At 36.7% G+C, this 23,224-nt stretch carries 25 protein-coding genes; 19 read left to right on the top strand and 6 right to left on the bottom strand.

Annotation, left to right across the window (positions count from 1 at the left end; genetic code table 11):
* Positions 1–327 precede the first annotated feature (327 nt).
* The 12 genes from FA727_RS07665 to FA727_RS07615 all read left to right on the top strand — a co-directional run bounded on the left by FA727_RS07665 (position 328) and on the right by FA727_RS07615 (position 9,676).
* Positions 328–1,389, top strand: coding sequence for a respiratory nitrate reductase subunit gamma (locus FA727_RS07665; RefSeq protein ID WP_136830315.1), 1,062 nt, complete (start codon positions 328–330; stop codon positions 1,387–1,389).
* On the top strand, positions 1,376–3,541 hold the full coding sequence (locus FA727_RS07660) for a molybdopterin oxidoreductase family protein (RefSeq protein ID WP_136830314.1): 2,166 nt from the start codon (positions 1,376–1,378) through the stop codon (positions 3,539–3,541). Before FA727_RS07665 ends, FA727_RS07660 begins: the two co-directional genes overlap by 14 nt.
* On the top strand, positions 3,542–4,102 hold the full coding sequence (locus FA727_RS07655; RefSeq protein ID WP_136830313.1) for a 4Fe-4S dicluster domain-containing protein: 561 nt from the start codon (positions 3,542–3,544) through the stop codon (positions 4,100–4,102).
* A gap of 12 nt (positions 4,103–4,114) precedes the next feature.
* Positions 4,115–4,639: a QcrA and Rieske domain-containing protein gene (locus FA727_RS07650; protein ID WP_136830312.1), complete on the top strand. Its 525-nt coding sequence runs from the start codon at positions 4,115–4,117 to the stop codon at positions 4,637–4,639.
* Complete coding sequence (locus FA727_RS07645; protein ID WP_136830311.1) at positions 4,629–4,838, top strand: hypothetical protein; 210 nt, start codon at positions 4,629–4,631, stop codon at positions 4,836–4,838. Before FA727_RS07650 ends, FA727_RS07645 begins: the two co-directional genes overlap by 11 nt.
* A complete protein-coding gene (locus FA727_RS07640; protein WP_136830310.1) occupies positions 4,828–5,139 on the top strand; it encodes a hypothetical protein in 312 nt (103 codons plus the stop codon). The genes FA727_RS07645 and FA727_RS07640 overlap by 11 nt, the downstream gene beginning before the upstream one ends.
* Entirely contained in the window at positions 5,126–5,407 is a 282-nt protein-coding gene (locus tag FA727_RS07635; RefSeq protein ID WP_246041745.1) for a hypothetical protein, read from the top strand. The genes FA727_RS07640 and FA727_RS07635 overlap by 14 nt, the downstream gene beginning before the upstream one ends.
* A 2-nt stretch (positions 5,408–5,409) precedes the next feature.
* Positions 5,410–6,720 (top strand): NarK family nitrate/nitrite MFS transporter, encoded by a 1,311-nt coding sequence (locus FA727_RS07630; RefSeq protein ID WP_136830309.1) that lies wholly within the window; start codon positions 5,410–5,412, stop codon positions 6,718–6,720.
* A 145-nt stretch (positions 6,721–6,865) separates the two neighbouring features.
* Positions 6,866–7,513, top strand: coding sequence for a sensor histidine kinase (locus FA727_RS07625; protein ID WP_136830308.1), 648 nt, complete (start codon positions 6,866–6,868; stop codon positions 7,511–7,513).
* A gap of 27 nt (positions 7,514–7,540) precedes the next feature.
* Complete coding sequence (locus FA727_RS07620; protein ID WP_136830307.1) at positions 7,541–8,194, top strand: response regulator; 654 nt, start codon at positions 7,541–7,543, stop codon at positions 8,192–8,194.
* 12 nt (positions 8,195–8,206) lie between these two features.
* On the top strand, positions 8,207–8,650 hold the full coding sequence (locus FA727_RS24375; protein WP_170209246.1) for a GAF domain-containing protein: 444 nt from the start codon (positions 8,207–8,209) through the stop codon (positions 8,648–8,650).
* 18 nt (positions 8,651–8,668) lie between these two features.
* Complete coding sequence (locus tag FA727_RS07615; protein ID WP_170209245.1) at positions 8,669–9,676, top strand: PAS domain-containing sensor histidine kinase; 1,008 nt, start codon at positions 8,669–8,671, stop codon at positions 9,674–9,676.
* A gap of 38 nt (positions 9,677–9,714) precedes the next feature.
* Here the strand turns inward: FA727_RS07615 and FA727_RS07610 are convergent, their stop codons facing one another.
* From FA727_RS07610 to FA727_RS07600, 3 genes are all read right to left on the bottom strand, one after another.
* Entirely contained in the window at positions 9,715–10,467 is a 753-nt protein-coding gene (locus tag FA727_RS07610; protein ID WP_136830306.1) for a hypothetical protein, read from the bottom strand.
* Complete coding sequence (locus tag FA727_RS07605; RefSeq protein WP_136830305.1) at positions 10,460–10,993, bottom strand: RNA polymerase sigma factor; 534 nt, start codon at positions 10,991–10,993, stop codon at positions 10,460–10,462. The genes FA727_RS07610 and FA727_RS07605 overlap by 8 nt, the downstream gene beginning before the upstream one ends.
* 207 nt (positions 10,994–11,200) lie before the next feature.
* Positions 11,201–11,386, bottom strand: coding sequence for a hypothetical protein (locus tag FA727_RS07600; RefSeq protein ID WP_136830304.1), 186 nt, complete (start codon positions 11,384–11,386; stop codon positions 11,201–11,203).
* A gap of 169 nt (positions 11,387–11,555) precedes the next feature.
* On the opposite strand from FA727_RS07600, the gene FA727_RS07595 reads away from it, so the two are divergent.
* Both FA727_RS07595 and FA727_RS24370 read left to right on the top strand, forming a co-directional pair.
* Positions 11,556–12,131 (top strand): hypothetical protein, encoded by a 576-nt coding sequence (locus tag FA727_RS07595; RefSeq protein ID WP_136830303.1) that lies wholly within the window; start codon positions 11,556–11,558, stop codon positions 12,129–12,131.
* 70 nt (positions 12,132–12,201) lie between these two features.
* Positions 12,202–12,357, top strand: coding sequence for a hypothetical protein (locus FA727_RS24370; RefSeq protein WP_170209244.1), 156 nt, complete (start codon positions 12,202–12,204; stop codon positions 12,355–12,357).
* 104 nt (positions 12,358–12,461) lie between these two features.
* On the opposite strand, the gene FA727_RS07590 is transcribed toward FA727_RS24370, so the two are convergent.
* Genes FA727_RS07590 through FA727_RS07580 form a run of 3 tightly spaced genes read right to left on the bottom strand, consistent with a single transcriptional unit; the run spans position 12,462 to position 16,110 of the window.
* Positions 12,462–13,577, bottom strand: coding sequence for a Ger(x)C family spore germination protein (locus FA727_RS07590; protein ID WP_136830302.1), 1,116 nt, complete (start codon positions 13,575–13,577; stop codon positions 12,462–12,464).
* A gap of 3 nt (positions 13,578–13,580) precedes the next feature.
* Positions 13,581–15,038, bottom strand: coding sequence for a spore germination protein (locus tag FA727_RS07585; protein ID WP_136830301.1), 1,458 nt, complete (start codon positions 15,036–15,038; stop codon positions 13,581–13,583).
* Positions 15,019–16,110 (bottom strand): GerAB/ArcD/ProY family transporter, encoded by a 1,092-nt coding sequence (locus FA727_RS07580; protein ID WP_158318814.1) that lies wholly within the window; start codon positions 16,108–16,110, stop codon positions 15,019–15,021. The genes FA727_RS07585 and FA727_RS07580 overlap by 20 nt, the downstream gene beginning before the upstream one ends.
* Positions 16,111–16,373: 263 nt before the next feature.
* Here FA727_RS07580 and FA727_RS07575 point away from each other — a divergent pair, with 263 nt between their 5' ends.
* The 5 genes from FA727_RS07575 to FA727_RS07555 all read left to right on the top strand — a co-directional run bounded on the left by FA727_RS07575 (position 16,374) and on the right by FA727_RS07555 (position 23,223).
* Entirely contained in the window at positions 16,374–17,150 is a 777-nt protein-coding gene (locus FA727_RS07575) for an ABC transporter ATP-binding protein (RefSeq protein WP_136830299.1), read from the top strand.
* On the top strand, positions 17,147–17,902 hold the full coding sequence (locus tag FA727_RS07570; RefSeq protein ID WP_136830298.1) for an ABC transporter permease: 756 nt from the start codon (positions 17,147–17,149) through the stop codon (positions 17,900–17,902). The genes FA727_RS07575 and FA727_RS07570 overlap by 4 nt, the downstream gene beginning before the upstream one ends.
* A 19-nt stretch (positions 17,903–17,921) precedes the next feature.
* Positions 17,922–18,941, top strand: coding sequence for an aliphatic sulfonate ABC transporter substrate-binding protein (locus FA727_RS07565; RefSeq protein WP_136830297.1), 1,020 nt, complete (start codon positions 17,922–17,924; stop codon positions 18,939–18,941).
* A 316-nt stretch (positions 18,942–19,257) separates the two neighbouring features.
* Positions 19,258–20,262: a YeiH family protein gene (locus tag FA727_RS07560; protein ID WP_136830296.1), complete on the top strand. Its 1,005-nt coding sequence runs from the start codon at positions 19,258–19,260 to the stop codon at positions 20,260–20,262.
* 249 nt (positions 20,263–20,511) lie between these two features.
* A complete protein-coding gene (locus FA727_RS07555) occupies positions 20,512–23,223 on the top strand; it encodes an ATP-binding protein (RefSeq protein ID WP_136830295.1) in 2,712 nt (903 codons plus the stop codon).
* Position 23,224 lies beyond the last annotated feature (1 nt).

Genomic DNA, 23,224 nt, shown 5'->3' with positions numbered 1-23,224 from the left:
AAATACAAAAGTTGAATATTTCAAATCACCAGAAAAGGTTAATGCGGCTGCATTAGCCCTTTTTTTATTGGAAAAATCACATTGCAATTTAAGAGTAGGTACCTCAATTGAAAGTTTGTGCAATGAGTAACAAAGTTGTCACAAAATGTACAGAATCGAGAAATCCTTATTAAATCAAGGTTTTTGACCGTTATATTTTTGTGAAAACAGTTCATAAATGGTCACTAGGGGAATTTTTCTTGGTGAGTAGGGAGATCCCCCGATACGAGAAATTTTTAAGTGCTTTTAAAATGAAGGTAAGTTATTGGAACACAAGGAGGAGCAAACATGGAAGTAAAAAATGTGAACTCACTAGACAACGCGTTTGCGTCAAAATTTGCAAAGTCAATGTTCTTAAGCGTTTTAGGACTTATCATTCTAACCTTTATTGGCACAAGAATGTTTACACACGTTGACTTAAACTTATACGGATATATGGTTGGAACGATCGTTTTCTTAGGAGGATTTTTCTATCGCTTTATCGCGTGGGGAGAAAGACCACCTACAAAAATCATTATTAAAAAAGGCATAAAGTTACTTTTTAGAAAATCAACACCAAAAACATCTGTTGAGCATTTAGCTACATACCGTTTTATCTGGAATCGTGGCATTTATCGTTGGACACAACACTTTTTAATCGGTTGGGGTTGTTTACTTTCTTGTATGGTTACATTCCCATTAGTGTTCAGCTGGATGTACTTCACAATGACAGAGAATGGGTACTATACAATTGTTCTTTTTGGAATGAACATCATGACAGTTCCTGCAGAAGGATTGATTGCTCAGCTTTCTTATAATGCATTAAATATTTCAGCATTGATGGTTATTACGGGTGTTTGCATGGCGCTCTATCGTCGTTTAAAAAACATGCAAGCAAGAGCTGACCAAAAGTTTATGTATGATTTTTTACCTCTAATAATGTTAATTTTCATCAGTGTAACAGGATTAGCACTTACATTCAGTAATGTCTTTCTACATGGTTGGGGCCATTATGCAATGAGTTTAATCCATCAATATTCAGTTATCGTTACACTTATTTATTTACCATTTGGAAAACTTGCGCATATTCCGTTCCGACCGCTAAGTGTCTTTGCAAGAAACTATCGTGAGCATTACGGCGAGCAATCGATGAAGGCTTGTAAAGTATGTGGAACCGAATTTGTTTCTACTGAACAATCGAACGACGTCATTCAAGTATTAGGAGTTAATGAAATTGAATTTAAAAAAGAACAGTTCCATTTAGCAGAGCTTTGTCTGCCATGTCGTAGAAAATATCGGATTGCACAGTTTTCTGGATTCCCTACACATGAAGTAAAGGTTAAGGAGGCAAACCAGAATGCAAAGGGATAAATTTTTCAGAGAAATAGAGAACCTGCAGCATCCTAATGAAACGCTTGTTAAAACTCATTGTAGCTATTGTGGAATGCAATGTGGAATGAATCTACGAGTAGATACAAGAACAAATAAAATTATTGGCGTAGAGCCTCGATATGATTGGCCAGTAAATGTAGGAAAAATGTGTCCGAAAGGTGTTACGGCTTATCAACAAACAAATCATGATGACCGCATTCTTAAGCCTTTAATACGTGATGATAAGTCACTAAAAGGAACAATTAAAGGATTTCGTGAAGCAAGTTGGGATGAAGCATATGATTTAATCGCGAAAAATTTTCAAAAGCTACAACAGGCATATGGAAAAGATTCACTATCCGTCTTTAGTGGTGTTTCGATGACGAACGAGAAGTGTTACTTAACTGGTAAGTTTGCTCGTGTCGCACTTGGAACTCGCTACATCGATTACAACGGACGTTTCTGTATGTCTAGTGCAGCTGGTGGATTCTTACGCTCCTTTGGTGTTGACCGTGGTTCAACATTACCATGGACTGACCTTCATGAGACAGATTGCTTATTCATCGCTGGAAGTAATACAGCCGAATGTCACCCAACTTCAATGTTTAGAGTATGGCATGTACAGGAAAGAGGGGGCTATCTTATTGTTGCAGACCCTCGTGAAACACCAATCGCAAGAAGAGCAGATGTGCATCTCGACTTAAGACCAGGAACAGATTTGGCATTAGCAAATGGAATTCTAAACTTATTAATCGAAAATGGTCATGTTGATGAACAATTTGTGAACAATCACACAAATGGTTTTGAAGAGACAAAGGAGCTTGTGAAGCAATTTACACCAGAATACACAAGTGAAATTACAGGAGTTCTTCCTGAAAAAATTATTCGTGCCGCTGAGATTTATGGTAAAGCACCAAATGCCGTTGTGATGTTTGCTCGTGGAATTGAGCAGCAGCATAAAGGAGTAGACAATGTATCTGCTTACACAAATATGGCTCTTATAACTGGAAAAATTGGACGTCCGAAGTCTGGTGTTGCCACGTTTACAGGACAAGGGAATGGTCAAGGTGGTCGTGAGCATGGTCAAAAATCTGACTTACTTCCTGGTTATCGTAAATTGACAAATCCACAGCATGTAAAGGAAGTTTCTGAGTTTTGGGGCATTACACCAGAAGAAATGCCAGAGCCTGGAGTTTCGGCGTATGAGATGTTTGAATTAATGGATCAAAAAGTGATTCGTGGTCTTTACCTATTATGCTCGAACCCAGCAGTCTCAGCACCTAACTCAAACTTTGTTAGAAAGGCTTTGAAAGACCTAGATTTCATGGTGTGCTCTGACTTCTATCTATCTGAATCAGCTGAGTTTGCTGATGTGATTTTACCAGCCGTTACATGGTCCGAAGATGAAGGGACAGTAACGAACTTAGAAGGACGCATTATCAAGATAAATAAGGCACAGGAGCCACTAGGTGAATCAAAGCCAGATTGGCAAATTCAAGTGGAACTTGCTGAACGGTTAGGAAGAGGGAAGTATTTTTCACACTTAAAAACAGCTGTCGATGTTGCTGATGAATTCAGAGCTGCAACAAAGGGTGGTTACGCAGACTACTCTGGTGCAACTTGGGACAAAATCGAAAAGCAAGACGGTGTCTTCTGGCCATGTAAGAGTGAGGAAGATGAAGGGACACCACATATGTTCCTTGATAAGAAGTTCTATCATCCAGATGGAAAAGCTAAAATTTGTGCACTTCCCTACCGCCCACCAGCAGAAGAACCAGATGAAGAGTATCCACTTCGTTTAACAACGGGTCGTGTTGTATACCATTATTTATCTGGGAACCAAACGAGAAGAATACAATTTTTACGCGATATGTGTCCAGAGCCATATATTGAGATTCATCCAGAAACAGCGGCTAAGTATGATATCAAGCATGAAGAGCTTGTACGTTTATATACGCGAAGAGGCGAAGCGATTTACAAAGTAAAGATTATCGAAGCGATTCGAAAAGATACGGTATTCGTTCCGTACCACTTTGGTCACGACCAATCTATTAATCTACTTACGAATCCAGCACTTGACCCAATTTCAAGAATGCCAGAATTTAAGGCGTGTGCTGCTCAAATCGATAAATCCATAAAGAAGGTGCACTAAATGAAGAAGAGGCTTTATATAGAATTAGAAAACTGTATCGGCTGTCGCTCTTGCCTTGCTGCTTGTACGCAGTGTGGCGGTCACGAGGAGAGAAATCGTAACTATGTTTATGATGTGAATCCTCTTGTGAACAGACAAACGATGCCTCTCATGTGCCTTCACTGTGTTAACCCGGCATGTGCGAGAAGTTGTCCAGCGCAAGCGATACAAATCCATGAGACAGGAGCTGTTTTATCAGCATTAGTAGAAAAATGTATTGGCTGTCAAAACTGTACGATTGCCTGTCCATACGGGATTCCGAAGTTTGATACAGAACAAAACCTGATGTATAAATGTGACTTATGTATCGACCGTACAAAGGATGGCATTCCACCAATGTGTGCGAGTGTTTGTCCAACGAATACTCTTCAATGGTTAACTGAGGAAGAAATTGAAGCGAAGCAACAGCAGTTTAATCTGGATAATGGCAAATGGGTAACGAGCATGCAGTATCTAGAAAATGAGACAAATGTAAAAGTGAACTTGCCAGGTATTCTTCAAGGCGTTACGAAATTGTTTTAGGAGGGATGAAATATGTCAGAGAAAAACAACCGAATCCCCTTTGATGAAAATAATTACACTCATAATATTCATCGTAATAATGAAAGAAAACTAGATAGACGAGGATTTATGAAAACATTAGTAGGAGCAGCTGGGGTATTTGCTGTTTCCTCCCTTCCATGGGGAGCAGTCGCTGCAAAGGAACTAATGGGTTTAAGTGAAAAGGAATATCCACATAAGAAAATTGCAGATTTGAACAAAATTGGTATAGGGGAAGCAGTAGATTTCAAGTTTCCTGGTGAGCATGACGATGCGTTATTGATTCGTCTTTCTGAAGAGAAATTCGTTGCCTATAACAGTGCATGTACACATCTTCAATGTCCTGTCTTTTGGGTCAAAGAAGAAGGAGAAATGATTTGTCCATGCCATCATGGCAAGTTCGACGTTGAATCGGGGTCTCCGGTTGCTGGACCACCAAGACGTCCGCTGCCTACGATCGAAGTAAAGGTTGAAAATGGAGCGGTTTACGCAGTAAGGGTGAAAAGATATGAATCGTAGACTCGTGAACTTTATATCTTTGTTAATTTGTCTATTTTTAAATATCGTATTCACACAAAAAATGGTTCATCAATTCAAATTTGAAAACTACGATGTAGCAATTATGTATTGTGTTCTAAATTTAATCTTGTTCCCGATTGCCCTGTTTGTATTTAAACGAGATGAAAAGCAAAGCGAAGTGAACAGACGTGAACAGTGAAACATTTCTAGATTTTTGTTTTATTCGCGAAGTCAGTGGAGATTTTGGTACAGAGATTGATGTCATGTTGAAAGAACTTTTTAAGGGCACACGGCTACATTGGTATTTAGATGAAAAAAAGGTTGATGGTGCCGATGTTGTTGTAGCAGAAGTAAAAGGAATGAGCCGCTTTCAGTCAGAATCAGAAGTGATTCAATACTTAGAAGAACGTGGAGAAGACGCATTTTGGGAGTATCTTCAAGGCTATCAAATGTACGTCTACCCTAATAAGAAGGGGTGCAATTCCTGTGGAAACCATTAATTTTGAGCTTTTACAAGAACAAGAATTCATAAAAAAGCCAGTCGAAGTTTCGATACAGGATGAGGAGGGCGAAGAACGTGCCCCTTTTATCCGTAAAGAAATAACAAAAGTTGAACTATGTCCAGATCATACGCATTTACGAATTTACTTTGACCAGCAGAAGTTTTTTGCTATTCCATTGGATTCAAAAGTCGAACAAGTAGGAGCAAATTGGACAGCCACTGACATGTGTAACAAATTAACGTATGTTATTCGAAAGGTAGGATAATCATGAAAAAAAGTACGCGAATTACAAGCTGGAATCCTGAAGATCCAAAGTTTTGGGAAAGTACAGGGAAGAAGCATGCCAAGAGAAATCTTTGGATTTCTGTACCATCATTAATGCTTGCATTTGTCGTTTGGCAAATATGGTCGGTTGTAGCGGTACGTTTAAATGATATTGGTTTTACTTATACAGAAGAGCAATTATTTACATTAGCTGCTATTCCTGGACTAGTGGGAGCGACCTTAAGATTCTTCTACACTTTTGCTGTGGGTAAATTTGGTGGACGAAATTGGACGGTTATTTCTACTGCTATCCTAGCAATTCCGGCAATTGGTATTGGGATGGCGGTTAAAAACCCTGATACACCATTTTCTATGATGCTTCTATTAGCAGCCCTATGTGGATTAGGTGGAGGAAACTTCTCATCATCTTCATCCAATATGAGCTATTTCTTTCCAAAATCAGAAAAAGGTACAGCGCTTGGAATTAACGGTGGTTTAGGAAATATGGGGGTTTCAGTTGTTCAATTTGTCACTCCATTAATCATTGCTACTAGTACCTTTACTTTCATGGGTGAAGGTCAAGTTCTTTCATCCGGAGAAACAATTTGGTTACACAATGCTGCATTCATCTGGGTGATTCCGATTGCCATTGTTTCGATTGCTGCCTATTTTGGCATGGATAACCTACCAAATACATCACAGTCTGCAAAAGAGCAGTTTATCATTGTTAAACGCAAACATACTTGGATTATGACAGTTTTATATGTTGCTACATTCGGTTCATTTATCGGATATTCAGCAGCATTTCCATTGCTATTAAGATCTCAATTCCCTGAACATGTGTCTCTTGCTTTCCTAGGGGCTCTTCTTGCAGCAGCAGCTAGACCTGTTGGAGGATGGATTTCTGATAAGTTAGGTGGAGCACTCGTTACAGCATGGGTTTTTGTGGTGATGACAATTGGTGCCTTAGGAGTTGTTTATTTTACAAATGCGAAAGAATTTACTGGTTTCTTAGTGTCATTCTTAATCCTGTTCCTAGCATCAGGAATTGGTTCTGGTTCAACATTCCAAATGATTCCGAGTATCTTCCCAGCCAAAGAAGCGGCTCCAGTATTAGGATTTACAGCAGCATTTGCAGCATATGGTTCATACTTTATCCCGCAGCTATTTGGTTGGTCAACAAGTACAACAGGTTCACCAGTAACTGCATTCTATTTCTTTATTGCCGTTTATGTATTATCATTCGGTCTAAACTGGTACTTCTACCAGCGTAATAAAATGGATAAAAAACCTGCTGTTGTTAAGGCATCTTAATTTAAGATAATTATGGCCCTCTCCTTTCATTTATCGTAAAGAGAGGGCCCTTTTCATTCTGTTTCCTCGCTTAAGTTGTTTATGGCAAACCGATGAAATGTTATATTATCAATAGTAGAGTTTGGCGGAAATAGGAGGAACTTGGATGAAACGTTTGCCAGAGAAAAAAGAAATAAGCAACTACATCATTCAGTCATCAGAAGATGAAATTAAACGAATTGCATTAGAACTCCATGAAGGAGTTGGGCAAACCTTATATAGTGTGTTCACAGGTATTCAGCTTCTCGAAGCGAATATGACTGATCACGAGAGCAAACGTCATGTTCATGAAATGAACGAGATTCTGGAAAAAACAATTCAAGAAATTCGTTTCTTATCCGTAGAATTACATCCACCGACCCTGTCTTCGTTGGGTTTATTACCAGCGCTGAAAAGTTATGTGAATTTATATAAAGCGACGTATGGAATTCTTGTTGAGGTTGAACAAGTTGGTCAAGAAAAACCTCTACCAGAACGTCATCGAATCATGCTATTCCGTGTTTGTCAGGAAGCGTTGGGGAATATTGCGAAATATGCTGACACTCATCAGGTTGAAATTAAGGTCAATTGGGAAAAAGATACCGTCGCAATAGTGATAACTGATTATGGAATTGGCTTTGATGTAGAATTAAATCGAGACAAACCAGGATTAGCTGTGATGCATGAACGTATGAAACTAATCGGAGGGAATTGTGTAATTACTTCTACATTAGGTAAGGGGACAACGATTCAGTTGAATTTACCGTTACAATAGCCAGTTTCAAGCGAAGGAGGAAATACCTTGATTAAAATTTTGCTAGTCGATGATCATGCTGTTGTGAGAATGGGCTTAAAAATGTTGCTTAATAATCATGCTGAAATGGAGGTCGTCGGCGAGGCTTCCGAAGGAAATGAAGGAATAGAAAAGGCTCATGAGTTAAATCCAAATGTTATTGTCATGGATTTAAGTATGCCCCACGGTAAAGATGGTCTATCAGCTACTTCAGAAATCAAAAAACAACTGCCGAATGTAGCCATTCTAATTTTAACGATGCATGATGACGAAGAATATTTATTTAGAGCTATTCAGGCTGGAGCCTCGGGATGTATTTTAAAAAGTGCCCCTCATGATGAACTTATTCAAGCCATTCAATCCGTCTCAAAAGGAAATGCTTATCTTCATCCTTCTGCAACGAAGAGATTAATGGAAGAGTATTTAATCGGAATTCGAGACGGTGAGGTAGACCATTTCAATTTATTATCGGATCGGGAAAGAGAAGTACTCACTTTAATTGCAAAAGGATATTCTAACAAGGAAATTGGCGAAAAGTTATCTATCAGTGTGAAAACAGTGGAGACCCATAAAGGGAATTTAATGGAAAAGCTACAAATGAAGACAAGACCAGAACTCGTAGCATTTGCTTTGAAAAAAGGGCTACTAGGTTATGGAATGTAAAGGAAGATATAAATGTTTGATAAAACAAAACATTACGAGTACATAATGGATATTTGTGTAACGACATTACATGATGTAGACTGTGACTTTGTCGGTTTTGCTTTTCAAAATCAGATCGGTCCGGATATAAAATGGCATGTCGTGGCCGGAAACCAAAATGAAAAATATAAGCATATCACCCTTCGATATGGGAAGGGAATTGCCGGCAGAGTGATTTCCACAGGTAGCCCCATGACGATCGAGGACTTTCCACATGATATTCTTGGAAAAGCACTAGAATATCCAATCATGCTTGCAGAGAAACTTATATATGCTTATGCCGTACCTATCCACTTTAATGGGGTTCCCAAAGGTGTCTTTTTAATTGGTCAGAGGGTGCGAAAAGGATTATCTGAAGCAGAAAAGAAGGTAGTCCTTAAGCAGGCTCGATCAATCGAAGACACGCTTAGTGTATAACTTTTGGAGGTGAATAGGATGGACTTTCATTCGTCGCAACCGAATCATGAGCTCGGTGACTTAAAATATGCTTTGGATGAATCAACAATTGTTGCATATACAGATAAAAGAGGCATTATTCAATATGTAAATGATAAATTTTGTGCCGTTTCAAAGTACAATCGGGAAGAATTAATCGGATCTGATCATCGAATTGTTAATTCCCATTACCACTCGAAAGAATTTTTCAAAGAGATGTGGAGAACGATTTCGTCTGGGAAAGTGTGGAAGGGTGAAATCCGCAATCGTGCTAAAGATGGTGAATATTATTGGGTAGACACGACGATTGTGCCTTTTCTCGATGATAAAGGGAAACCGTACCAATATTTAGCGATTCGATATGAAATTACGAAGCTGAAGAAGATAGAGGAAGAGCTTCAGAAAATGATGATTAAGCTTATTGATGTCCAAGAAGAAGAGCGACGTCGTTTATCGCGTAATTTACATGATGGAATTGGACAAAACCTATACAGTCATCTAATCACGATTAATCTATTACAGACTGAAATCGATCATCCGATTGTGGAAAAGTTACAGAAGGAAGCTACCGAATTAATTGAGGAGGTCCGTGAAATATCTTGGGAACTCCGTCCTTCAGTTCTAGATGATTTAGGTTTAGTACCTGCGATTCGCTCATACTTGGTTCGTTATTCAGAGCATTATGGGATTGATGTTGGTTTTGATTGTGCACTTATGAATAGACTTTCTTCTAATAAGGAAATTGCTATCTATCGTATTATTCAAGAGTCTTTAACGAATGCAAGGAAATATGCAGATACTACCCGATCAAATGTCACGATTCGAGAGATGGATGGGTCTGTTCGTGTCATGATTGAGGATTTTGGTAAAGGATTTAATTTGAATGAAATTAACCGTGGGGTCGGCCTTTTCAGTATGGAAGAGAGAGCACGTGCAGTAAACGGGGAATTGCACATTAATTCGACAGTAGGGCAGGGAACGAGGGTTATTTTTGAAGTAAGAATATGAAAGACAGTTACCAATTGATAACTGTCTTTTTTGATAGATTATTCTTTGACGATATGGAATTCTTTTAGCATTTGATCAAATCTTGCTCCGTGACCTTCTTCGGCTTCTAAGAAGTACTTTTGTTGGATGATAAAACTACCACCAGCTTCATTATCAACTACATACACTCTCGTCATCTCATTATCCCACTCGTTCCCATTCTCTTTCGCAAGTAACATTTGACCAACAACAGGTTCTGTTACCTGTTCTTCTAAAATAATGGTAGGATAGACAGCTAAAATCGTATTTCTCAATTCATTATAAACTTCTTCTGTGCCTTTATCCTTTACTTGTGTAATCGTCATGGAAACTTCTGGATAGCGTTCTTCTAAAGGCTCTTTTGTAGTAATGACATCGCCAGTTTCAGTCTTGTTCATCACGTAACGTTCTTCATCTACATAAATAACGTAATCTGCTTCTTTCCCTTCATTTAGTTGTAGATTTGTATCTTCTTTATCCCCTTCAATTTCGATCTGCACATCTTTCTCAGGTTCAAACATTTCCTTAACTTTATCAACAAGTGCGCTGCCCGTTTCAGTTTGTGAGCCAAAAGCAAGTACCATTGCTGCGGCAGCGGCTACAAGGATTCCCCATCTTTTCTTTTTCGGTTTCATTTTAACGACTCCCTTATTATCTACTGTAAATAATTCTTGTTCTATGGCTTCCCAAATATCAGCTTTATCTTTTGCATCGAAGTTTGACATTTCCGCTAGGCGCTCCTCAATTTTTTTATCTACGTCGTTGTTATACATGCTTTTTCCCCCTATCCTCTAACTCTATTAAATAGTCCTTCAATAGGGCTCTGCCTTTGTGCAATCGGGACTTAATCGTGTTCAAATTCGTTTCAAGAGCAACTGAAATATCCTTTTCAGAAAAACCCTTCAAGTATTTTAAGACAATAGGTATTCGATAGAGGTCACTTAACGACTGAATTGCCTCATCAAGTTCGGAAAAATCTTTAGTACTAATCGAAGTATCTTTTAACTCTGCCTCCGCATAATCAGGTAGGTGAGTTGTCTTTGATTCCTTTTTTAAAATGCGATTACACTCATTGGTCAATATCCGATAAAACCACGGTTCGAATGGTCTGCTTGAATCGAAAGAAGAGAGGTTTTTATACACTCTTATAAAGGTTTCTTGTGTTGCTTCCTTTGCAAGCTCGCGATTTTTCGTAATTAATATTGCAACGCGTAAAGCCTTATCAATTTGTTGATTGTAAAAGTTGCGAAAAGCTTCCTTATCGCCATTTATGATTTTTTGAAGCATTGCTGCGTCCATGTGAATGGTTTCACTCCTCCCAGGATTTGTTCGAAATGCATTTCTATTAATTAATACCGCGAGTAGGTAAGAAAAGTTTGCTCAAATAAAAAGTTTTTTTGAAAAAATATTTATTGATCTCATAAATAAAAACAACTGATATCTCAATGAAAGTATTTTTGAGAGCATCAGTTGTCGTTATAATCGTGCCTTTTTACCAATATATCATTATTCGAAGAATTCTTTAACTTCTTCTTTATCTTTTGCTACATTTTGAAGATAAGGGTTATTTTCAGTGGAATCCTTTGGATCAAGATTGGTTTTGATAACGAGCATTGGCTCAGGGGAAGGATTCGCAATCACCCGATCTTCTAGTTGTCTAAAGTCTGGAATATCTTTTTTATTTGTTTTCAATTCTGCACCTCCTATTCAATAGGGTTGTTTTTCGAAAAACAAATTATGTAATAGACTTTTTTAAATTCGTGCAGTTTGTTACAGTCAAAAAAGAAAAAATGATTTATAATTTTAACAAGCTATAAGAAAAATTCTCTAACCATATCATTTTAAAGGAATGGGTTTGAACATGAATATGTATGAAATTATATTAGACATCATAGAAAAAAGTGGACCAGCTTCCTTTGATTCCATCTGCGATGAAATGAACGAGATAAGCTTCATAAAAAATGAGAGAGAGAAACCTGTTCAAATTTCCCATGTGAAATCTGTTGTCAGTAGAAAGAAAGATTTATTTTCTGTAGCGGATAATATCGTCTCGATTCGAGAAGAAAAAGAACTGATTACGTTAACAGCGATGATCGGAAAGTTCCCGGGACCAACTTATAAAGTGGCTGTAGATTTTATTCATAATCGTTTTTATCTTTTTGAATGGAATATTGACAAGAAGGTAGCTGTAGATAAAGAAAAAACAGTTTACATTGGAGATGTTGAACAATTTAAAAAGGAAATTATCCGCTTGAATATATGGAATTGGGAGCGAGATTACCAACCGGAATCACTCGTCTTAGATGGTACTTGTTGGTCCGTTCACCTAAAAACAAAGGGAATGGTCTATGAAAGCGAAGGACTTCAAGCCTTTCCGAGGGATTGGGCAAAGTTCTGCAAAGCCATTTCTCAATTAATTGGTATTAAATTCGCTTAAACAAATGACGTTCGCATACTTAAAATCATTTTGGAAAACATATAAAAAAAGCTCTTAAGGAGTGTCCAAAATGGATAAAAAAGAACCGTTCCATTGCCAAGAAGATATGGACCTTGTTCATCACCAATTAGTTGAGCAAATTGCCAGAATTAGTGTGGATGAGGAAGAAGAACGGATGCGTGATGAAATGGAATTGAATAAGGAAGAAGGGACTACTGATGAATAAGTAGTTCCCTTAAACCAATGAAAAACACGAATTTTGCAGATCAAATCACATGATGATTTGATCTTTTTTGAGTGTAAAGACTATTTTAGACGTCCCCAATTGCTCTACCGTTTGTAATTAATACTTTCAACAATATGAATTCTTACTTCGATATCTTCTATTGATCCCTTGCTAAATGAATTAATTGTGCTTTTATCCCATTGCGTTAAATGATGCCGGTATGCTGATTCACTAATATTTAATAGGTCTGTTTTAATCGCTTCACTTTTCTCCAATGTTTTTAGAATTTCATTCTTAATTCTATCTTCTAATTCTATTTTGATTTTTTTATTGCTAATATTTCCTTCATTTTGTACTAAAAGTGAATGTATTTTAACAATTAAACGATAGGTAGGTTTCGGACCATTGATGACCTCAACTTTTGTTTTGGGATTTTGAATAATCATACTAACTTTTTCTTCAAATAGAGAAAGGGGGATATTGGTGGAATTTTTGTCTAACCACTTTAGTCCAACTAACTCTTCTTTATCTACCCAGCCTTTGTATTTTTGCTGAGAAAAAGAAAATCCTCCCGTAACAACAGAAATATTTATCTTCTTATCATCCTCAGAGAAATTGGTATCATCTAAGGAAAGTGAAGGAATGATATAAGTGCCTATGGGTTGATAGTAGGTGGATATAAATTTATTGTATTCTTCAATTGGAATATAAAAAGAATTTTTTGTAAGTGCCTTTGGATTATGAAGGATTGTATATATGGATGGAAAGTTAAAAAAACTTTCCCCTAATAAAATTTCTCTGACATCTTGTTGGGTACCAAAAAGCCATAGATTGTATCTTAGAAAAGGATTTTGTGCTATAAATTCAATAACAGATTCCATTTTATCTTTTATAACATTTTCACTTAAAAGAATGGCATTCACATGCCCGTAATAAAATGGCAATGCTGCCTTTTGTTCTAAATTGTTAAGTGCTGCTTGTATGGTTTTTGCTTTTGATTCTCCAACAAATATAGAGGCGACGTCTTGCAACGAAGTGGTACCTTCTTGTTTAGCTATATTTGAAAAATTTAATGCTTGAGTATAGACAATAAATTCTCCATTTGTGAAATCTATCCCTAGACACGTAACATACGTTTGACTTTGAATTTCTTTTGCACCGCATCCAATCACGATAAAAAGTTCAAAACATATTACGATAACTAGCAGATTTTTTTTCATACATTACTCCTTTTGTCTATCGCTATCAATAGGTTTAAATGAAACGTTCCGTTTTTTCATATATCGATAAGGTAATCTCAAAAGATTCTGTATGATACCTTCAAAATTGTGTCTTGAAAGGTTTGAAAAATATGGTTGACCAAAACTCTCTAAAGAAACCAATTCTGTAATGATTAAGAAGAGAGCAATAAAGAATCCATATAGTCCAAATAGAGCAGAGAATATTAATACGAAATATCGAAATAATACAATGTTGTTTGACAGTGTTTGATTGATCAGGATATAACCCGAAATGACAGTAATCGAGATAATTACTAAACAAGAAGGTGAGGTAAGACCCGCACGAATAGCCGCATCACCAATAAATAATCCACCAAGTACAGCGACTGTCTGCCCGACAGGTTTTGGAAGACGAACCCCAGCTTCCTTAAATAATTCAAATAATATAAGCATTAGCAATGTTTCCAAAGGAGCAGACACCGGTAGGCCCAATCTAGAAACTGATATTGTTGCGACAAGTGAATATGGAAGCTGATCTATTTGAAAGGATATTAAGGAAATATAGAATCCAGGTAAGAAAATTGTCGTAAATAGTGCGATTAATCTTAATATTCTCACTGTACTGATGTAGAAAAAACTGTCGTGTAAATCCTCTGGCGAAAATAAAGATTGAATATAATTTGTGGGCCCAATCAAACAAGTTGGATTTCCATCTACTAAGATGACAAATCTCCCCTGGATTAAAGATTGAACAACTAAGTCCGGTCTGCCTGAATTATCCAATAAGGGAAATAGAGTGAAAGTTTTATCAGAAATGATCTCCTCAATCTGATAACTGCTAATTATAATATCAACATTTATGTTATCCATTCTATCTTTGATGGTATCTAAAATAGATGGATTTATAATATCATCAATGTAGAGTAATAGGATTTTTGTTCTACTTCTTTCGCCAATGGAGTATTCAATACTTTTAAAGGACGAAGTCTTTAACCTTTGACGGATGAGTGCCATATTATCCGAAATGTTCTCTACTAATCCATCCCTTGGGCCTCTAATCGAGGATTCTAAATTAGACTCTTCGGGACTTCTCTTTGGAAATTTTGACACAGGAATAAACATAAGTTCTTCTAATTCACGACTAAAAAGGAGTAATTCACCAGAGAATAGCTTTTCCTCTATTCCTTTTTTTGCCTTATCCCAATTCGTTAACCTACTTAGTTCAAGTACAGTGCTTGCTAATTCAAAATTTAAGGTGCCATACTGTTTCCAGATTTTGTTAATGGCTGGATAAACAAATTCATTTATATATTTCATATCTACCAATTGCGGGCAGTACATAAAATTCAATGTAATATCGTGATACGTTTTTTTTAGTATCACGATATCTGAAGAGCCTTCAAACCAAATATTTAATTGTTCTATTATCACTTTTATATGGTTAGTTGGTATTTTTTTCATATGGAACACCTTTCAAATGAATCAAAAGTAAGAACAATAGTAAGATACCGATTTGAAATATAAGGCTTATTGGAAAAAAATAAGTTTTCAAAAAAAATAGAAATGAAGTTGCTTCCCATGGAACACATGCGCTCGTAAATAGAATTAGATAGAGAATGGGTAGAACCCATTTTTTGTTTCTACCATACATAAATATCCTCTCCGCAATAAACATGGATAAACTAATCCGAACAAAGGCCCCTGAAAGCCATTGGAAAATAGAGAGAAAATCTAGACGAGTAATAAGTTCGCCGATTTTTAGAAGTCTCCACTGCTCATAAACAGGATTGCTCATTTTTGCTGCTTCATATGGACCAAATTCAGCTAGAGCTCCCATTAATGGTCCGAGGATTAAACAAAGAAGAATGATTCCAACGCAGACTACCCACTTTATTTTTAATTTATCTTTGATAAAAGGAGTTATAAACAATAGTAATATGATTTCAAATAAACCCGCACATGAATAAATAAATCCGTGCAAAAAATCGCTAAATCCATTCTCGAATAGGGGAAAAAGTAATTCGTAATTCTTGTTCGGAGCATTTCCAATCCCAACTAAGAATCCAAAAAACGAAACAAAAGGCAGTACTAGAAATGCGATTGTACTAATCGTTCGCAATCCTTTCCATGTTGAATAGAAGCATATAATTGTGAACAATAACAAAATGATAAAATTAGGGCTATCAAAAATGTAATTTCCTTTAGCCCAAAATAAAGTAAATTTAAGTGTAATGAAAGCGGTTAGTAAGAAATAGGACCCCAGAACAAAAGTGAGAACGATACGGATCCATTTATGTGCACATGTTTGTACTAATAATGAAAAAAAATCTTCATGGTTGGTTAGTTTCTTGTAAATATAAAAAACAAATAGAATCCAAAGGGACAATGGTATGGAACTAAGAATGACGGTTAACCAAGCATCTCTGCCAGAGGTGGATAGTAGGGCGGGGATAATTAACACATGAACACTAAAACCAATTGAAATGATTAGAAGTATATAGATATGAATAGCATAGATCACTTTATGCCCCATCGAAGACCACCTTAATTTCCGCTTTTTCCTATGATAGTTTAACCTTTCAATTGATAGATATGCATACATAAAAATATTTTAATAATGACTGCTGGGCTCTATTCATATGGAAGTGGATACAAGTCAGTGAACTGTAATGAAATGAGAGGGCAAATTTTTGTGTAGGATTTAATAGTTTATATTGACATTAGGACCAAATAACCTATAATTAAAACCATGTATTCCGAGTATTATGATAAGAATTATGAGATAGGTGTGTATAGATGTTTATCGAGATTAATCATATAAATAAACAATTTTTAAATAAAGAAAATCAGCCTGTCGATATCTTGAAGGACATTAATTTATTGATTGACAAAGGTGAGTTTATTTCCATTCTTGGCCCATCTGGGTGCGGGAAGTCAACGTTGTTAAATATTGTTGCAGGGTTGACGAAAGCGACTGAAGGGGAAATTTACGTCAATGATACAAAGGTAACAAAGCCAGGAAAAGACCGAGGAATGGTCTTTCAGCAGGCAGCTCTTTTCCCGTGGTTGAACGTAATCGAAAACGTCACTTTTCCATTGAAGAAAGAGATGTCCAAGAAAGAAGCAATAGAAACTGCGAAAAAATATTTACAAATGGTCCAATTAGGAAAATACACAGACCATTATCCTCACGAGCTTTCAGGAGGTATGCAACAGCGTGTAGCGATTGCGAGAGCCTTAGCGATGAATCCTGAAACTTTGTTAATGGATGAACCATTCGGTGCTTTAGATGAGCAAACGCGTTCGCGACTACATACGCAGCTTGAAACGATTTGGACAGAAACGAAAAAAACGATTCTCTTTGTTACTCATAGTATATCTGAATCTATTAAACTATCAGATCGAATCATAGTGATGGGGACGAAACCAGGAATCATCCTACAGGACATCAAAGTCGATATCCCAAGACCAAGAGAAGAGCATAAACAAGAAATGATCGAGCTTGAGGATTACATTATGAGCTTCTTAAAGAAGGAAATTGACAAAGTTGTAAGTGAGGAACTAGCCGTATGAAAAAATTCATCAGACAAGTCATTTTCTTTATAGTAGTGGTTTTCTTATGGGAGCTTGGTTCAAGACTTGAGCTTTGGATGCCAATTATTCTTCCATCACCTTCAATGGTGTTAGAAGCGTTGATACAGGGCTTTGGGGATAAAACACTGATTTATGACTTGGTTGCCAGCTTTAAGCGCTTATTTATTGGATTAGGAATTTCATTGGTTTTAGGTTCTTTAATCGGGATTCTTCTAGCGAAATCTAAATATGCAGATGATACAATTGGCTCTCTAATATTAGCCTTACAAAGTGTGCCAAGTATTGTTTGGTTGCCGCTAGCGATTATGTGGTTTGGAATGAATGAAGTATCCGTTATTTTCGTGGTGGTTCTTGGTGGAACATTTGTTATGACCTTAAATATGAGAATGGGAATAAAAAATGTTTCGCCATTATATATCCAAGCGGCACAAACAATGGGTTCAAAGGGGATTGACTTATTCATAAGAGTGGTATTTCCAGCATCAATTCCATATGTTGTGACAGGTGCTCGACTTGCTTGGGCATTTGCGTGGCGAGCTTTGATGGCTGGGGAGCTATTAAGTACAGGACCAGGTCTAGGTTACACACTTCAATATGCATCAGATTTTGGAGATATGAGCCTTGTTATCGGCGTAATCGTCATCATCGGTGTCATTGGTTCAGTAGTAGACCAGTTTATTTTTAATCGTGTTGAAAAATCAGTCACTAGAAGATGGGGACTAGAATCATAGAAATATGGGGGAGAAGAAAATGAAGAAAAAATCATTATTTTTAGCAATTATTTTTATGTTATTCGCTGGCATTTTAGCAGGCTGTGGCGCTGATTCTGCTTCAGGTAAAAAAGACGGCAAGGAAAAAGTAGTCATTGGTTATTTTCCGAATATTAACCACGTACCAGCGATGGTTGCAAAAGATAAAGGTTACTTCCAAAAGGAATTGGGCGATGGGACTACTGTTGAGTACAAAACTTTTGCAGATGGTTCTGCATTTATGACAGCATTAAAAACAGGAGAAATTGATGCTGGTTTAGTAGGACCTGGTCCAGCGATGAACAACTATTCTACTGGTGCAGATGTTCGTGTAATTGCGGGTGCATCAACTGGAGGTACAGTTGTATTAGCAAGAGCAGGTAGTGGCATTAATTCTGTAGAAGATTTAGCAGGTAAAACATTTATTACGCCAGCTGTTGGATGTACACACGATGTTCAGTATGAAACGTACTTAGAGGACCTTGGTATCACTTCAGAACGTATTGGTGGTACGATGAAGCACTTAACTGGAAATGCAGCTCAGTATTCTGCTATGCTTCAAGCTGGAAAAATTGACATTGCGGTAGCTCCAGAACCTTGGGCAGCACAAATCCAATTGGAAACAGGTGCTGAAGTGGTCATTCCTTGGAATGAAATTTCTTTTGGTGAAACATTACCTGCATCTATTTTAGTTGCAAGTGGTGAAATGATTGATAATAACAAAGATACAATCGACAAAATCGTAAAAGCACATAAAGAAGCGGTTGATTTCATTAATGCAAATCCTGAAGAAGCAAAAGAAATAACAATCAAGGATATTGAAATCACTACTGGTCAAGAGTTAGCTAAAGAAGTTGTAGATTTAGCTTGGGACCGTATTGGTTTCACGTATGAAGTAGACCAAGAGGCAATTCAAGCATTTTCTGATAGCTCTTACGCGTTAAAATTCTTAAAGGAAAAACCAGACTTTAAAGAATTTATCGACCTTCAATTTATCGGTACAGAAACAGCGAGCCGTTAATCATTTATAGCAAACACACAAAGAAGGGTATCAGTTGATACTCTTTTTTGTGTGTTCTTTAAATGTTAATCTTTAAAGCTCTACCTCATTATCATTTAAGGATAAGACGAAATGTTTGCAAGTAATTTGTTTTTTATGTAGAATCAACTCTATTGTGCGATTTTTTATCTGAGTCAATTTCACAATATACGAAGAAACGATGAAGCTAACTTAGAAAATTTTATCAGGTTCGTTTTTAACTTATGAAATTGACTATTCTACATGATTTATGAAAAATTGCTCCTAATCTTATTAAGATAGAGGAGAAGTGAAACAATTGATTACTCAACGAGATGCACTTACATCATGGTCAAAACGAGCCAATGGTATCATTCTAGTTGTGGCTATTGCCATCCTTGCTCAATTTCTGGGAGGGCTATTCCCGCTAATTGGAGGAATCCTTTTTGCCATTATTATTGGTATCGTTCTTAAAAATACAGTCGGAATAAAGCCTGCTTTCGATTCTGGATTAAGCTTTGTCATAAAGGATTTGCTAAAACTCGCAGTCATTTTTCTGGGTGCCAGTTTGAATCTTACTACTATTATTAAAGTGGGTCAACAATCCATTCTAGTCGTTTTTATTTCCGTCATTTTGGGCATTGGACTAACGTTCTGGTTTGGAAAATTATTGAAGCTAAATCGAAAATTAACATTGATGATCGGGGTAGGAACAAGCATTTGTGGTGCCACTGCTATCTCATGTGTGAAAGGTGTATTAGAAGCGAAGGATGATGAAACAGCCTATGCCATTTCAACGATTGTCTTTTTCAATTTAATTGCCTTCTTTATTTATCCAGTTGTGGGTCATCTATTTCAGTTGGATGATCTATCCTTTGGGATTTGGACAGGTACTGCCGTACATGACACATCATCTGCCGTTGCGGTCGGACTTGCTTATAGTAATGAAGCCGGAGAAATTGCTACAACAGTCAAACTAGCAAGAACTCTCTTTTTATTGCCAGTTATAATTATCCTGCCATTTCTAATGAATAATCGGAAAAAGGGAAGTATTCAGCAATCACTAAAAGAAGCATTTCCTTGGTTCATCGTATGGTTCTTAGTCATGAGTATCCTTAATTCGATTGGTTTGATTCCAGTTAGTGTGCAGGAGTTCAGCAATGACATAGCCAAATTTTTTATTATTATGGTTATGGCAGCTGTCGGGATGCAGGTGAATTTAAAGGGCTTTGCCAAAATTGGCATCAAACCATTCTTAACAGGTTTATTTGCCTCTATTACAGTTTCGTTGATTAGTTTATTTATAATCTATCTAATAAATTGAAGATGTTCAAAAGCCTGGGATTGTACGAAATTCTTGGCTTTTTTAATTTCGAAATTATAGTCACAACATACCGTTTCCGAAGGGGGTTTTGAAAGTGTTTGAAAGGAACGAGAATGAATGAACAAGCCTTGTAAGCAGTAGCTAAGTACCTTTTTATTAAAATTCGACATTTTATCTTAATAAAGCTAGTAAAATATGGTTTACTAGAAATAGATAGTGAAAACTATGATGGATAAAGGAGCTTAATAGATGAAGTATACAACAAGGCTATACATTGGATTTAGCTTAATTATCATGGTAATAGCTGTTTTATTCGGAATTATTGTTGGAATTGTCCATAATCAAAATGAAGAAAATAATAATCTTTATGAAGATCGCTATTTGAAAATCCAGCTTTTGAATCATATTCGGGTTGGTATTAAGAATGTTGAGCAAGACTTACATGTAGCAATTACTACTAGTGACAGTCAAAAGAAAGAGATAAAAGTTCAGAGTATTAAAAATGAAATTTCAGAAATATACCAGGATCTACATACATTAGATGCCATTATAAGAGTAAAAGAAGCTAAACAAAAATTGGTTGATATGCATGAGCAAATAGAAGCATATGGGCAATCAATTAAAGAAATTATTGCTCTTTTAGAAGAGGAAAACACAGAGAAGGTGGCTTCGGTTTATGAAACTGCTCTTGTGCAGGACAATCAAATCATCAATATAACTGAAAATTTGATTGCAATTCAAGAGCGAATTATGGAGGACACTCTAAAAAGTTCCGAAACTTCGAATAATATGTATGTAAAGGTAACAATTGTTTCTATCATTATTACTCTATTCGTTGGTTTTTGGATCTCCCGATGGGTGATAAAAAACATTACAACTCGATTTCAGAGTATTCGGGATGTGATGAAAAGCATCCAGTACGGTGCCGAGAATCTCCCAAGATTACAAGATTTATCAAATGATGAAATCGGGGAAATCGCACAGGCCTATAATGAAATGGCAACTGCACTTGAAGCACATGAGCGGATGGAGCGACAGTATACAGAGGAAGTTGAGGAACAACATTGGCTCTCCATGAGACTTGCCGAACTTTCAATGCTTGCACAAGAAATCTATGATATTCATAATCTTGATGACAAATACTTTCAAGCAGTTATTCCAATGGTTGATGCGTGCTATGGTGCACTTTATATCATTAAAAACGATCGCTCAACACCTTATTTATTGAAGGTTTGCTCCTATACGGATGAAGTTTTTGAAAACCCTTTATCCATAGTTGAATTGGAAGAAGGAATAGTGGGTCAATGCGCAAGGGACGGAAGGTTAAGACGAGTCAAGAGTGTTCGAAGTCTACCTCAAACATTTTTTTCTCATATGGGAGAAAGTATCCCAAATGAAATTCTTATCTTCCCAATTCATTTAGATGGGGAGGTAGTTGGTGTATTGGAATTAGCAACAAAAAGGGAATTCCCGCAACTTCACGAAAAATTGCTTATGGAAGCCATGCACCAGCTTGGAGTAACGATCGATCGGATCATGCAACAGATGCAGGTAAGAAAACTCCTTGAAGAATCACAAGCGCTTAATGAAGAGCTTCGAATGCAATCTGAAGAAATGCAGTTTCAGCAAGAGCAATTACGAAAAATGAACGAGCAACTTGAGAACCAGTATAAACATTCAGAGCAAAAAACGAGAGATTTAGAAGTGACGAAATTGGAACTCGAAGAAAGAACTAAGCAGCTTCAGTTAACATCGAAGTATAAAACTGAATTCTTGGCAAATATTTCTCATGAGTTGCGTACACCATTGAATAGTTTATTAATTTTAGCCCAAATTCTGCTCGAGAATAAAGAGAATAATTTGACAGAAAAACAAAAGGAATATGCCAATACGATTCATGCTGCTGGAAAGGATTTGCTCAATCTTATAAACGACATTCTAGACTTAGCCAAAATTGAATCAGGGAAAATTCATATAAAACGAAACGAAATGGAGATTGGCGATATGGTAAGTTTTATTACCAATCAATTTGAACCATTAGCCAGTCGCAAGAATATTGAATTCAAAGTTGAGGTTGCTAGTAATATTCCAGGATTCGTTTATACTGACACGCAAAAGGTCTATCAAATCCTAAAAAATCTACTTTCAAATGCCATCAAGTTTACGGTAAAAGGGAAAGTAAGAGTGTTCGTCAAGAGAATAATTCACCAGCAAGGTGATTATATTGCTTTTGTTGTAGCTGATACAGGGATTGGAATTTCTAAACAAAATCAAGAGCTCATTTTCGAAGCCTTTCAGCAAGTCGATGGTACGACAAGTCGTCAATTTGGGGGTACTGGCCTTGGTTTATCGATTAGCAAAGAACTGGCAGGACTACTATCGGGATTTATAACGGTAGAGAGCGCGGAGGGAAAAGGGAGTACTTTTACCTTCTATTTACCAGTTAAATCCGAAGCGGAAGTGATCAGTACATATCCAAATGTAGAATTCGATATGTTTGACTTGCAACAACAAGTGGTTGAAGAACCTCGAATCGGGTCAAATATAACTCTAGTTCATGAACTTGCAGAAAAACATGTTTTAATTGTTGATGATGATATGAGGAATATTTTTTCGTTGACGACTGTCTTAGAAGCGATGGGGATGAAGGTTTCCTTTGCTGAGAACGGGATAGAGGGGATCCAATTTTTAGAAAATAATAGAGATATAGATATTGTACTCATGGACATCATGATGGCAGAAATGGATGGTTATGAGGCAATGAGAGAGATTCGTAAAAATGAAGAATTAAAACATATTCCTATTATTGCTGTTACCGCAAAAGCAATGAGTGAAGACAGAAGCAAATGTATTGAAGCAGGAGCCTCTGATTATATGACAAAACCAGTGAATTTGGACCAATTAATTCTATTGATGAAGGTTTGGCTTTATCAATTAGACACTGAATCTATGGAAGAGTGAG

It is taken from the genome of Robertmurraya kyonggiensis, from assembly GCF_005116465.1.
In the GTDB taxonomy this organism is placed as follows: Bacteria; Bacillota; Bacilli; order Bacillales; family Cytobacillaceae; genus Robertmurraya; species Robertmurraya kyonggiensis.
The sequence above is the reverse complement of the archived record's forward strand: the minus strand, read 5'-3'. Positions and strand labels throughout refer to the sequence as shown.

Bases quoted from the DNA above. Each gene is read 5' to 3' on its own strand.
- FA727_RS07665 (WP_136830315.1), top strand. From the start codon at position 328: ATGGAAGTAAAAAATGTGAACTCACTAGACAACGCGTTTGCGTCAAAA.
- FA727_RS07660 (WP_136830314.1), top strand. From the start codon at position 1,376: ATGCAAAGGGATAAATTTTTCAGAGAAATAGAGAACCTGCAGCATCCT.
- FA727_RS07655 (WP_136830313.1), top strand. From the start codon at position 3,542: ATGAAGAAGAGGCTTTATATAGAATTAGAAAACTGTATCGGCTGTCGC.
- FA727_RS07650 (WP_136830312.1), top strand. From the start codon at position 4,115: ATGTCAGAGAAAAACAACCGAATCCCCTTTGATGAAAATAATTACACT.
- FA727_RS07645 (WP_136830311.1), top strand. From the start codon at position 4,629: ATGAATCGTAGACTCGTGAACTTTATATCTTTGTTAATTTGTCTATTT.
- FA727_RS07630 (WP_136830309.1), top strand. From the start codon at position 5,410: ATGAAAAAAAGTACGCGAATTACAAGCTGGAATCCTGAAGATCCAAAG.
- FA727_RS07625 (WP_136830308.1), top strand. From the start codon at position 6,866: ATGAAACGTTTGCCAGAGAAAAAAGAAATAAGCAACTACATCATTCAG.
- FA727_RS24375 (WP_170209246.1), top strand. From the start codon at position 8,207: ATGTTTGATAAAACAAAACATTACGAGTACATAATGGATATTTGTGTA.
- FA727_RS07615 (WP_170209245.1), top strand. From the start codon at position 8,669: ATGGACTTTCATTCGTCGCAACCGAATCATGAGCTCGGTGACTTAAAA.
- FA727_RS07610 (WP_136830306.1), bottom strand. From the start codon at position 10,467: ATGTATAACAACGACGTAGATAAAAAAATTGAGGAGCGCCTAGCGGAA.
- FA727_RS07605 (WP_136830305.1), bottom strand. From the start codon at position 10,993: ATGGACGCAGCAATGCTTCAAAAAATCATAAATGGCGATAAGGAAGCT.
- FA727_RS07595 (WP_136830303.1), top strand. From the start codon at position 11,556: ATGAATATGTATGAAATTATATTAGACATCATAGAAAAAAGTGGACCA.
- FA727_RS24370 (WP_170209244.1), top strand. From the start codon at position 12,202: ATGGATAAAAAAGAACCGTTCCATTGCCAAGAAGATATGGACCTTGTT.
- FA727_RS07590 (WP_136830302.1), bottom strand. From the start codon at position 13,577: ATGAAAAAAAATCTGCTAGTTATCGTAATATGTTTTGAACTTTTTATC.
- FA727_RS07585 (WP_136830301.1), bottom strand. From the start codon at position 15,038: ATGAAAAAAATACCAACTAACCATATAAAAGTGATAATAGAACAATTA.
- FA727_RS07580 (WP_158318814.1), bottom strand. From the start codon at position 16,110: ATGGGGCATAAAGTGATCTATGCTATTCATATCTATATACTTCTAATC.
- FA727_RS07575 (WP_136830299.1), top strand. From the start codon at position 16,374: ATGTTTATCGAGATTAATCATATAAATAAACAATTTTTAAATAAAGAA.
- FA727_RS07570 (WP_136830298.1), top strand. From the start codon at position 17,147: ATGAAAAAATTCATCAGACAAGTCATTTTCTTTATAGTAGTGGTTTTC.
- FA727_RS07565 (WP_136830297.1), top strand. From the start codon at position 17,922: ATGAAGAAAAAATCATTATTTTTAGCAATTATTTTTATGTTATTCGCT.
- FA727_RS07555 (WP_136830295.1), top strand. From the start codon at position 20,512: ATGAAGTATACAACAAGGCTATACATTGGATTTAGCTTAATTATCATG.